This window comes from Hydrogenophaga sp. (assembly GCF_022844385.1).
GTDB lineage: Bacteria > Pseudomonadota > Gammaproteobacteria > Burkholderiales > Burkholderiaceae_C > Hydrogenophaga.
This window is the reverse complement of sequence record NZ_JALHLX010000121.1, coordinates 1-10,880: the sequence shown is the minus strand read 5'-3', so window position 1 is coordinate 10,880 and position 10,880 is coordinate 1. Positions and strand designations below refer to the sequence as shown.

The window sequence follows — 10,880 nt, the reverse complement described above, 5'->3', positions numbered from 1 at the left end:
CCCCATTACACTGATTACCCCCACCCGTTGCCGCCGCAGGCCCCCTCTATGGTCCCCCACCTCGTCACCGCCCTCACCGGCCCCATCAACGAGCTTGAGCAGCGCGTCCTCGAGTCCACGCCGGTGATCGAGCGCTGGTTCCGGCTGGAGTGGATGGAGCACACGCCGCCGTTCTACAGCTCGGTGGACATCCGCAACGCCGGCTTCAAGCTCGCGCCGGTGGACACCAATCTCTACCCCGGCGGCTGGAACCACCTCACGCCCGAGATGATTCCGCTGGCGGTGCAGGCGGCCATGGCAGCCATCGAGAAGATCTGCCCCGAGGCGAAAAACCTGCTGCTGATCCCAGAAAACACGCGCGACACCTTCTACCTGAGCAACCTGGCCCAGTTGCAGCGCATCTTCTACATGGCCGGACTCAACGTGCGGCTGGGCTCCATGTCCAACGACATCAAGGTGCCCACCACCATCGAGCTGCCCGGTGGCGAGAAGGTGGTGCTGGAGCCCTTGATCCGCACCAAGCGGCGCCTGGGCCTCAAGAACTTCGACCCCTGCACCATCCTGCTCAACAACGACCTGAGCGCGGGCGTGCCCGGCATCGTGGAAGACCTGCACGAGCAGTACCTGCTGCCGCCGCTGCACGGCGGCTGGCCCACGCGGCGCAAGAGCCACCACTTCAAGGCCTACGAAGAGGTGTCCAAACGCTTCGGCAAGCTGCTGGGCATGGATCACTGGCTGATCAATCCGATGTTCAACCAGTGCGGCCAGGTCGACTTCAACACCGACGCCGGGCTCGAATGCCTGCGCAGCAACACCGACGCGCTGCTGGGCAAGATCCGCCGCAAGTACAAGGAGTACGGCATCAACGAGAAGCCGTTCGTGGTGGTCAAGGCCGACAACGGCACCGGCGGCATGGGCATCCTCACGGTGCGCGATGCGCGCGAGATCGACAACCTCTCCGCCAAGACCAAGGCCAGCATGGCCGTGACCCAGGCCGGGCAGGCGGTGCACGAGGTGATCATCCAGGAGGGCGTGCTGACCAACGAGCGCATCAACAGCGCGGTGGCCGAGCCGGTGGTCTACATGATGGACCGCTACGTGGTGGGTGGTTTCTACCGGGTGCACGCCGATCGCGGGGTGGACGAGAACCTCAACGCCCCGGGTTCGAGCTACGTGCCGCTGGCCTTCGAGCAGAGCGCACAGCTGCCGCAGCCGGGCGTGAAACCCGGGGCCAGCGTGCCCAACCGCTTCTACATGTACGGCGTGATCGGGCGTCTCGCGATGCTGGCCGCCAGTTACGAGCTCGAAGCCACCGACCCGGACGCCGAAGTCTACGAGTGAGTTGCTGCAGCGCAACATTGATCACGCAAGGGGTGGTTTAGACCCCTGACCCAACAGACAAGGCGCCGGGTGCAGGCGCAAAATCGCGCTCCCCAGACAACGAACCCTGGGCCCACAAGGCCGGGGTTGTTTCGTGTCAGCTTCCAAATCGTCTCTTGCCGCGCTCACCCTGGGCGCCATCGGTGTGGTCTATGGCGATATCGGCACCAGCGTGCTGTACGCCGTCAAGGAGGTCTTCGGATCCGGCCACGTTCCCTTCACCCATGCCAACGTCTACGGTGTGCTGTCCATCCTGTTCTGGACGCTCACCGTCATCGTTTCGCTCAAATACGTGGTGCTGGTGCTGCGCGCCGACAACGGCGGCGAAGGTGGCCTGATCGCCATGCTGGCGCTGGCCTCCACCGCGGTGAAAGACCGGCCCGAACTGCGCCAGACACTGCTGGCCATCGGCATCTTCGGCACCGCGCTGTTTTATGGCGACGGTGTCATCACCCCAGCCATTTCGGTACTTTCAGCGGTGGAAGGTCTGGAGGTCATTTCTCCCGCTTTCCGCCAGTACGTGGTGCCCATCACGCTGGTGGTGCTGTTCGCGCTGTTCGCGGTGCAAAAGCGAGGCACCGGCGGCATCGGCAAGTTCTTCGGGCCGATCACCGTGGTGTGGTTCGTCACCATCGCGGGCTTGGGCGTCGTGCAGATCGTGGACCACCCCGAGATCCTGGCCGCGCTCAGCCCGCACCATGCGCTGCGCTTCATGTGGACGCAGCCGGGCACCACCTTCATCATCCTGGGCGCCGTGGTGCTGTGCGTGACCGGGGCCGAAGCGCTGTATGCCGACCTCGGCCATTTCGGCAAGAAGCCGATCCGCCTGGCCTGGTTTCTGGTGGTCATGCCCTGCCTCACGCTGAACTACTTTGGCCAGGGCGCGCTGCTGCTGGCGCGGCCCGAGGCGGTGAAAAACCCGTTCTTCAACATGGCGCCCGACTGGCTGCTGCTGCCGCTGGTGCTGCTGGCCACCATGGCCACCGTCATTGCCTCGCAGGCGCTCATCACCGGCGCCTTCAGTGTGACCAAACAGGCCATGCAGCTGGGGTATCTGCCACGCCTGCAGGTGCAGCACACCAGCGAGCACGACACCGGCCAGATCTACATGCCCTTCGTCAACTGGGCGCTGTTTGCTGCCATCGTGCTGGCGGTGGTGATGTTCAGGTCCTCCACCAACCTGGCGGCGGCCTACGGTATCGCGGTCACGCTGGACATGCTGATCACCACCGTGCTCACCTTCTACGTGATCCGTTACGGCTGGAAATACCCGCTGTGGCTGTGCGTGGCGGCGACGGGCTTCTTCTTCGTGGTCGACCTGGCCTTCTTCACCTCCAACCTGCTCAAGCTGTTCGCCGGCGGCTGGTTCCCGCTGCTCATCGGCGGCGTGGTGTTCACGCTCATGATGACCTGGAAGCGCGGCCGCGGCCTCATGGCCCAGGCCCAGCAGGCCGATGCACTGGACCTGCCGAGTTTTCTGGAGTCGGTGTTCGTGAGCCCGCCGGTGCGCGTGGCTGGCACCGCTGTGTTCCTCACGGCCGAGCCCGGCACGGTGCCCAACGCGATGCTGCACAACCTCAAGCACAACAAGGTGCTGCACGAGCAGAACCTGTTTGTCACCGTGCGCAGCCACGAGGTGCCGTGGATCGCCCCCGGGCAGCGCCTGCAGATGGAGCCGCTGGGCCACGACTGCTGGGCCGTGACGCTGAACTTCGGTTTCAAGGACGAGCCCGACGTGCCCAAGGCGCTGCAGCTCATGCGCGGACACGGCTGCGAGATGGAGACCATGACGACCAGCTACTTCCTCTCCCGCGACGTGGTCACGCCCACGCTGGGCAGCGGCATGGCGCCGTGGCGCGAGAAGCTGTTTGCCCAGATGCACCACAACGCCAGCGCGGCCGCGCAGTTCCTGCACCTGCCGAACAACGCGGTGATCGAGCTCGGCTCCAAGATAGAGATTTAGGCCTCCACGCTCCCCGAGGGGGCTGACCCGCCTTGGGACGGCCCGGCGGCGGGCCTAGCCCCCAGCCCTTATCCAGCGTGCAGCCTTCTCCGCGATCATCAACGTGGGGCTGTTGGTGTTGCCGCTCGTGATGGTGGGCATCACGCCCGCGTCCACCACCCGCAGGCCCGCCACGCCGCGCACGCGCAGGTGGCTGTCCACCACCGCCATCGGGTCGCTGGCCGCGCCCATCTTGGTCGTGCCGACCGGGTGGAAGATGGTGCTGGCGATGTCGCCAGCCAGGCGCGCCAGCTCGTCGTCGCTCTGGAACTGCACGCCCGGCTTGTGCTCCTGCGGCTGGTACTTGGCAAGCGCCGGCTGGGCCACGATGTGGCGCGTCACGCGCAGGCTGTCGGCGGCCACCTGGCGGTCTTCGGGCGTGCTCAGGTAGCGCGGTGCGATGGCCGGCGCCGCGTCGGCCTGGGCCGAGGTGATGCGCACGTGGCCTCGGCTGGTGGGGTTGAGGTTGCACACACTCGCGGTGAACGCGGGGAAGCTGTGCAGCGGCTCGCCAAACGCGTCCAGGCTGAGCGGCTGCACGTGGTATTCGATGTTGGGCCAGGGCTGGGCCGGGTCGCTGCGGGTGAAGGCGCCGAGCTGGCTGGGCGCCATGCTCATGGGGCCGCTGCGCTTGAGCGCGTACTCCAGCCCGATCTTCGCCTTGCCCCACAGGCTGCTGGCCAGCACGTTGAGCGTGGTCGCGCCCTGCACCTTGAACACCGCGCGGATCTGCAGGTGGTCCTGCAGGTTTTCGCCCACGCCGGGCAGATCGAGCTGCACGTTGACGCCGTGCTGCTGCAGCAAGGCGGCCGGGCCGACGCCCGAGCGCTGCAGGATGGCCGGCGAGCCGATGCTGCCGGCACTGAGCACCACCTCTTGCGTGGCAGATACGCGCACGCGTTGACCGCCACGCAAGAGCTCCACGCCGGAGCAGCGCAGTTGGCCGCTGGCGTTGCGTTCGAGCACGAGTTTGTCGGTGGCGGTTTCGGTCCACACGGTGAGGTTGGGGCGGCCCTGCGCCGGGCGCAGAAAGGCCTTCGATGCGTTCCAGCGCCAGCCGCTTTTCTGGTTCACCTCGAAGTAGCCCACGCCTTCGTTGCTGCCGGTGTTGAAGTCTGTCGTGGCGGGCACGCCGGCTTGCTGCGCGGCTTGAGCGAAGGCGTCCAGCACGTCCCAGCGCAGGCGCTGTTTTTCGATGCGCCATTCGCCGCCGTGGCCGTGCAGCTTCGCGAATGCGGGGTCCTGCGCGGCGTCGAGCCGGTGGTGGTTTTCGTGTGCCTTGAAGTCGGGCAGGCAGTTGTCCCAGCGCCAGTCATCGTCGCCCGTGAGCTGCGCCCACTGGTCGTAGTCGCGGCTCTGGCCACGCATGTAGATCATGCCGTTGATGCTGGAGCAGCCGCCCAGGCCCTTGCCGCGGGGGTAGCGCAGGCGCCGGCCGTTGAGCCCCGGGTCGGGCTCGGTCTGGTAGAGCCAGTCGGTTCGTGGGTTGCCGATGCAGTAGAGGTAACCCACGGGAATGTGGATCCAGTGGTAGTCGTCCTTGCGGCCGGCTTCGACGAGCAGCACGCGCTTGGACGCGTCGGCGCTGAGCCGGTTGGCCAGCAAGCAGCCTGCGGTGCCGGCGCCGATGACGATGAAGTCGAAGGTGGTGTTGTTCATGGTGTCTCGGGGTCTGTGTCGTCCAGACTGAAATCGCCACGCTGAAACGCTGCAACCACGGCCTCGGCCTCGGCAAAGCGCAGCTCGGGCACCATCACCCGAACCGGAATGGCGCCGGCCAGCAAGGTATAGCTCTGGACCAGATGCGCGTCGGCCACCGTTGCGGGAACGCCGCCCGCCTGCAAGCAGCCGCGCAGCAGGTAGGCCTCGGTCGGGCTGAAGAACGTGATCAGCGTTTTCCAGTCACCCATGGCCGGGTCGTAGGGGCTGTTGCCGTCTTCCACGCCCGGCCCCTGCTTCACTTTGCCGTGGGCATGACGAACTCGGCGCCCTTGCCGATCGATTCGGGCCAGCGCTGCATGATCGATTTCTGCTTGGTGTAGAAGCGCACACCCTCTTCGCCGTAGGCATGCATGTCGCCGAACAGGCTCTTCTTCCAGCCGCCAAAACCGTGCCAGGCCATGGGCACCGGGATCGGCACGTTGATGCCGACCATGCCGACCTGAATGCGGCGGGCGAATTCGCGGGCCACGTTGCCGTCGCGGGTGAAGCAGCTCACGCCGTTGCCGAACTCGTGGTCGTTGATGATCTTCACGGCCTGTGCAAAGTCGGGCACGCGCACACAAGACAGCACCGGGCCGAAGATCTCTTCCTTGTAGATTTTCATGTCGGTGGTCACGTGATCGAACAGCGTGCCGCCCATCCAAAAACCGTTGCCGCATCCTTCGCCGGTCTGCGTGGCGTCGAAGCCGCGGCCGTCCAACAGCATCTGCGCGCCTTCTTTCGCGCCCGCTTCGATGTAGCCGGTGATGCGCTGGTGCGCAGCCGCTGTGACGATGGGACCCATCTCGGCGGCCAGGTTGGTGCCGTTGAGCACTTTCAGTGCCTGGGTGCGCTCGACCAGTTTGGGCATGATCTTGTCGGCCACGTCACCCACCAGCACCGCCACCGAAATGGCCATGCAGCGCTCCCCGGCCGAGCCGTAGGCCGCGCCGATGAGCGCGTCCACCGCCTGGTCCAGGTCGGCGTCGGGCATCACCACCATGTGGTTCTTCGCGCCGCCCAAGGCCTGCACGCGCTTGCCGTGGTGGGCACCGGTCTCGTAGATGTAGTTCGCAATCGGCGTGGAGCCGACGAAGCTGATGGCCTTCACGTCGGGGTGCACCAGCAGCGCGTCCACCGCCTCCTTGTCGCCCTGCACCACGTTGAACACGCCGTCGGGCAGGCCGGCCTTTTTGAACAGCTCGCCCATGAACAGCGAAGCCGACGGGTCGATCGGGCTGGGCTTGAGCACGAAGGTGTTGCCCGCGGCAATCGCCACCGGGAACATCCACATGGGCACCATCACGGGGAAGTTGAACGGCGTGATGCCGGCCACCACGCCCAGCGGCTGGCGCAGCGTCCAGTTGTCCATGCCGGTCGACACCTGGTCGGTGAAGTCGCCCTTGAGCAGCTGCGGAATGCCGCAAGAGAATTCGATGATGTCGATGCCGCGCGCCACCTCGCCTTGCGCGTCGGTGAACACTTTGCCGTGCTCTGCTGTGATCAGGTGGGCTAACTCGTCCTTGTGCTGGTTCACCAGCTCCAGGAACTTGAACATCACACGTGCGCGGCGGATGGGCGGCGTGTCGGCCCAGGCCGGGAACGCGGCTTGGGCGGCGGCCACGGCGGTGTTCACATCCGCCACGTTGGCCAGTGCGACCTGGCCGGTCACCGCGCCGGTGGCGGGGTTGAAGACATCCTGGCGGCGCGACGAGGTGCCTTGAGCCACCTGGCCGTGAATGAAATGATCGATCGAGCGGGGTGTGTGGGCCATGGTGGTCTCGTTTGAAAGCAATCGGGGGTGAGCGCAGTGTAGGCACCGCACTCCCCCTCGCCTAGTGGCGTGGCCTGAACTGATTGTTTGAAATGGTGAACAATCCGGGCATGGATGAGAAAAAAGTCGAAGCGCTCTGGATGCACCTGCACTGGCTGACCGTGCTCGCGCAGCAAGGCAGTTACACCGCGTCGGCGCAGCGCCTGGGCGTGAGCAAGGCTGCCATGAGCCAGCGCATCAGCGAGCTGGAGCGGGCCGCCGGCGTGCCCCTGGTGCAGCGCACCACGCGCAGCGTGCGTCTGACCGAGGCGGGCCAACAGCTCGTGGATGGCATGCGCGACCCCTTCGAGCGCATCGCGCAGAGCTTCTCCAGCGTGCGCGACCTCGCCGACGAGCCGGCCGGCCTGGTGCGGGTCACCGCGCCGGTGGCGTTTGCGCGTCAGCAACTGGTGCCCAGAATTGCGCCGTTCGTGCGGGCACATCCCCAGATCCGGATCGAGCTGGACATGTCGGACCGGCTGAGCTCGCTGGCCACCGAGGGCTTCGATCTGGCGATCCGCCACACCGCCTCGCCGCCCGACACCCATGTGGCCTGGCCGTTGTGCAGCACGCGGTCGGTGCTGGTGGCCAGTCGGGAGTACTTGCGCCACCACGGCACCCCGGCCACCCCGCCGGACCTGGCCCGACACGCCTGTCTGCACTACCCGCGTGCACAGGACACATCGGCCTGGCACTTCACGCCCGCCGAGGGCCGCAAGAAGACGCAGGCCCAGCGCGTCACCGTGCCGGTGTCGGGCCCGTTCAGCGCCAACAACAGCGAAGCCCTGCGCGACGCGGCCATCGCGGGCCTGGGCATTGCACTGGTGCCCGATTTCAGCGCGCAGGCGGCTTTGCAATCGGGCCAGTTGGTGGAGGTGCTCAATGGCTGGGCATCTGTGGGCACGTTCAGCACCCAGATTTTTGCGGTCAGGCCTTACGCCAGCCACGTGCCGCGTTCGGTGTCGGCGTTCGTGGCCTGGTTGCGGGTGGCGTTGTCCGAAGGTTTTGACGTGCGGGCAGCGCCTTCCCGGACGCGGTGAGGTGCCCTCGACCAACCGCAGCAGGCGGTCTGCTGGCCTGAAGCCGCTTATTTTTACGAACTGATTGTCCCGATATATCTGCTTTTTCAGAAGCGAGGGAACGACTACCCTGCAAGGTGCTCAAATTTTCTTTAATGGAGACTCAAATGAAAAAGTGGATTTCCCTGTTGGCGGTGGTCATGACCCTGGGTCTGGGCGCCGCGCATTTCGACGCCGAAGCCAAACGCATGGGCGGGGGCAAGTCGTTCGGCATGCAGCGCCAGTCCGCGCCGCCGGCCAAAGCGCCCGCCGCACCCACGGCTGCGCCCGCCGCAGCCGGTGCAGGTACCGCAGCAGCCGGCGCTGGCCGCAGCTGGATGGGCCCGATCGCGGGTCTCGCCGCCGGCATTGGCCTCATGGCCCTGGCCTCGCACCTGGGCTTTGGCGAAGGCATGGCCAACATGCTGATGATCGGCCTGCTGATCGCTGCTGCCATCGCCGTGTTCGGCTTCATCATGCGCAAGCGTGCACAGGCCCAGCAAGGGGGCTCGGGTGGTTTGGCCTACGCTGGCGCAGGTGCCAACCGCCAGAACGTGGACCCGCTCAACGCGTTTCGCGCACCGACCCATGCGGGCGGTGGCGGTTCGATGATCGGCAGCGCGGTGGGTGGTGGCGTCGCCAGCACCATTCCGGCCGACTTCGACGTGGCCGCTTTCGAGCGCAACGCCAAGGTCAACTTCATTCGCCTGCAGGCTGCCAACGATGCGGGCAACCTCGACGACATCCGCGCCTTCACTACGCCGGAGATGTTTGCCGAGCTGCAGATGGACCTGAGCGAGCGTGGCGCAGCGACCCAGCACACCGACGTGGTGCAAATCAACGCCGAAGTGCTTGAAGTGGAAGAGGGTCCAGCGCTGTACGTGGTGAGCGTGCGCTTCACCGGCGAGACGCGCGAGAACGGCGCCGCGCTGACGGAGAGCTTCGACGAGATCTGGCACCTGACCAAGCCGCGCCACGCCAACGGCGGCTGGTTGCTGGCCGGCATCCAGCAAAGCGCCTGATGCTGATGCGGGCTCACGCCCGCTGAGGCTTCTGCGCCCAGGCCCCGACGCTCACGTGTCGGGGCCTTTTTTGTGGGCGTCTCAGGCCGGCTTGCCCGGCGTTGCCTGCCGCTGCAGCCGGTCCCAGTCCTTCAATGTTTGCTGCAGCCGGTTTTTCGAATCGGGATGGCCTTTGGCAAAGGTCTTGGTCAGAAACGACCGCAGGCCTTCGTCGGGTGCGGGCGCGCCCGTGGCCTTGAGCGCGTCGATCAGCAGCATCACCACCTGAAAACTTTTCGCGCGCGCCGCCATGTGCAGCATGGCCTGACCGGCCGGCGTGCGGTCTTGCGGGTCGGCGCCGTGGTCCAGCATGTAGCGCACCAGGCCGGCCTTGCCTTCGCTGCAGGCCCAGTGCCAGGGCACCAGACCGCCCTCGGCCGGGGCGCTGAAATCGGCGCCGGGGGCGAGCAGCTCGGGGGCCAGCGGCCAGCCCGAGGCCTTGATCATTTGTTGGGTCTTCCAGTCGGTCATCGGTGCGTGTGGTGGGTTGAGGTGGGGTTATCGCACGAATCCACCGCCACGACCGCCCGACCTGCTCAGCGAGCCGGCGCGGCCACCCGCCCCCGGATCTCCACCTCAACGCGCCGGTTGTCCTGCAGGCAGGCGATGAGCCGGGCACGCGGCTGGTTGTCCTCGCAACGTTTGACGGGCTGCTCCGAGCCTTTGCCCTCGACGGTGAACAGGGCAGCCGGCAGGCCGCGTGCCACCAGGTGGTCGCGCACGGCAGTGGCGCGTTGCAGCGACAGGGGCTGGTTGTGCTCGGCGCTGCCCAGGCGGTCGGTGTGGCCCACCAGCGCGATGCGTTCGATGCCTTGCAGCCCTTTGGCCCGTTCGGCCAGCACATCCAGGCGCGCCCGGCCGGCGGCGCGGATGTCGTTGACGCTGCCGCGGTCGAAGTCGAACAGCGTGTCGGTGGTGAGCACCAGGCGTTCGATCAGCACCTCGCGAACGATGGGTGCCACTGGTGCAGCGGCCACCGCCGGCGCAGCGCAGGCGGTGGCGCCCCGGTCCATCGCGTCGGCCTTATGTTCGGCGATGCCGATGTAGGGGTTGGCGTGGCGCCAGCCGCCTTCGGCGTACTCGTGACCAGCCCACACCAGCTGCACTTCCAGGCACGCGGCCTGGGCGGCCACACAGGCGGCCGCGGGCGAGGCTTTCACCTTCGCCACGCGGGTCCACAGGTCTTCACGCAAGCGAACACTGTTGCCCACCGGCGGGGTTCGGTCGTTCGGTGCTGTGCCTTTTTCCAGCGCGTCCACCAGCGCTTGCGACTCAGCGAGCGCCTCTTCGATCACGCGGCTGCGGTCGTTCTCGTGGTAGTTCTGCTGGGCCATGTCGAGCCAACATTGCGCCTTGGCCCAGTGCGCATTGCCGGTGGCAACGCGGCCGTTCTGGTTGAGCATGGCCAGGCGCTCGCGCAAGCCCAGCATGGCGCGGTGGTCGCCGCGAATCGCCTCGTCGGTGATGCGGTCGGGTGCGGCATATGCCGGCAGCGCGCCGGGCGCGCGGTCGGTAGCGCGCGGGTCGGTGACGGCGCAACCGGCCAGGCCGAGGCCGAACGCAAGGGTGAGGCCCAGGGCCAGCATGGTGAAGGACAGTGAGCGTGTTGTCATGAGGTTCATGGTGTCGATGCCTCAGCGTGGCAGGGAGCGGTTGGTGGCCGCGTCGTCGCCGCGGAACAGGGTTTCATCGAACTTGAAGCGCAGGCGGACGTAGGCGCCTTTGCGGGTGTAGGCCGAGCCCTGGAGCTCGTCGTCTGAGAAGCCGAGCACGTTGTAGCCCGCCGAGACCCACAGGTTGGACTTGACGAGGTAGCCAGCCTCCAGACCCACCGAGCTCTGGCGTGCATCGCCCTGACGGCTCCA

The 10,880-nt window shown here is 66.6% G+C and carries 10 protein-coding genes; 4 read left to right on the top strand and 6 right to left on the bottom strand.

What is annotated here, in order from left to right; genetic code table 11:
- Window positions 1–48 precede the first annotated feature (48 nt).
- Window positions 49–1,341 carry a glutamate--cysteine ligase gene (gshA, locus tag Q0C59_RS16085; protein WP_291217346.1) on the top strand — a complete coding sequence of 431 codons (1,293 nt, stop codon included), beginning with the start codon at window positions 49–51 and terminating at the stop codon, window positions 1,339–1,341.
- Window positions 1,342–1,474: 133 nt separating this feature from the next.
- Entirely contained in the window at window positions 1,475–3,343 is a 1,869-nt protein-coding gene (locus Q0C59_RS16080; RefSeq protein WP_291217343.1) for a potassium transporter Kup, read from the top strand.
- A 54-nt stretch (window positions 3,344–3,397) separates the two neighbouring features.
- Here Q0C59_RS16080 and Q0C59_RS16075 read toward each other — a convergent pair whose 3' ends face one another.
- Genes Q0C59_RS16075 through Q0C59_RS16065 form a run of 3 tightly spaced genes read right to left on the bottom strand, consistent with a single transcriptional unit; the run spans window position 3,398 to window position 6,857 of the window.
- The gene (locus Q0C59_RS16075; RefSeq protein WP_291217340.1) at window positions 3,398–5,041 is read right to left on the bottom strand and encodes a GMC family oxidoreductase; all 1,644 of its coding nucleotides are present in this window, start codon (window positions 5,039–5,041) and stop codon (window positions 3,398–3,400) included.
- Window positions 5,038–5,325, bottom strand: coding sequence for a putative signal transducing protein (locus Q0C59_RS16070; RefSeq protein WP_291217338.1), 288 nt, complete (start codon window positions 5,323–5,325; stop codon window positions 5,038–5,040). The genes Q0C59_RS16075 and Q0C59_RS16070 overlap by 4 nt, the downstream gene beginning before the upstream one ends.
- 14 nt (window positions 5,326–5,339) lie before the next feature.
- Complete coding sequence (locus tag Q0C59_RS16065) at window positions 5,340–6,857, bottom strand: CoA-acylating methylmalonate-semialdehyde dehydrogenase (RefSeq protein ID WP_291217335.1); 1,518 nt, start codon at window positions 6,855–6,857, stop codon at window positions 5,340–5,342.
- A gap of 110 nt (window positions 6,858–6,967) precedes the next feature.
- On the opposite strand from Q0C59_RS16065, the gene Q0C59_RS16060 reads away from it, so the two are divergent.
- Window positions 6,968–7,936: a LysR family transcriptional regulator gene (locus Q0C59_RS16060; RefSeq protein ID WP_291217333.1), complete on the top strand. Its 969-nt coding sequence runs from the start codon at window positions 6,968–6,970 to the stop codon at window positions 7,934–7,936.
- Window positions 7,937–8,082: 146 nt separating this feature from the next.
- Window positions 8,083–8,976 (top strand): Tim44 domain-containing protein, encoded by an 894-nt coding sequence (locus Q0C59_RS16055; RefSeq protein ID WP_291217331.1) that lies wholly within the window; start codon window positions 8,083–8,085, stop codon window positions 8,974–8,976.
- A gap of 81 nt (window positions 8,977–9,057) precedes the next feature.
- Here Q0C59_RS16055 and Q0C59_RS16050 read toward each other — a convergent pair whose 3' ends face one another.
- The 3 genes from Q0C59_RS16050 to Q0C59_RS16040 all read right to left on the bottom strand — a co-directional run.
- The gene (locus tag Q0C59_RS16050) at window positions 9,058–9,486 is read right to left on the bottom strand and encodes an ankyrin repeat domain-containing protein (protein ID WP_291217327.1); all 429 of its coding nucleotides are present in this window, start codon (window positions 9,484–9,486) and stop codon (window positions 9,058–9,060) included.
- Window positions 9,487–9,551: 65 nt separating this feature from the next.
- Window positions 9,552–10,637, bottom strand: a complete 1,086-nt coding sequence (locus tag Q0C59_RS16045; RefSeq protein ID WP_291217324.1) for an OmpA family protein — start codon at window positions 10,635–10,637, stop codon at window positions 9,552–9,554.
- Window positions 10,638–10,649: 12 nt separating this feature from the next.
- On the bottom strand, window positions 10,650–10,880 hold a 231-nt coding region (locus Q0C59_RS16040), incomplete at its 5' end, for a hypothetical protein (protein WP_291217322.1).

Coding starts and splice junctions, on each gene's coding strand:
- Q0C59_RS16045 (WP_291217324.1), bottom strand. CDS start 10,637: ATGAACCTCATGACAACACGCTCACTGTCCTTCACCATGCTGGCCCTG.
- Q0C59_RS16060 (WP_291217333.1), top strand. CDS start 6,968: ATGGATGAGAAAAAAGTCGAAGCGCTCTGGATGCACCTGCACTGGCTG.
- Q0C59_RS16065 (WP_291217335.1), bottom strand. CDS start 6,857: ATGGCCCACACACCCCGCTCGATCGATCATTTCATTCACGGCCAGGTG.
- Q0C59_RS16075 (WP_291217340.1), bottom strand. CDS start 5,041: ATGAACAACACCACCTTCGACTTCATCGTCATCGGCGCCGGCACCGCA.
- Q0C59_RS16055 (WP_291217331.1), top strand. CDS start 8,083: ATGAAAAAGTGGATTTCCCTGTTGGCGGTGGTCATGACCCTGGGTCTG.
- gshA (WP_291217346.1), top strand. CDS start 49: ATGGTCCCCCACCTCGTCACCGCCCTCACCGGCCCCATCAACGAGCTT.
- Q0C59_RS16050 (WP_291217327.1), bottom strand. CDS start 9,486: ATGACCGACTGGAAGACCCAACAAATGATCAAGGCCTCGGGCTGGCCG.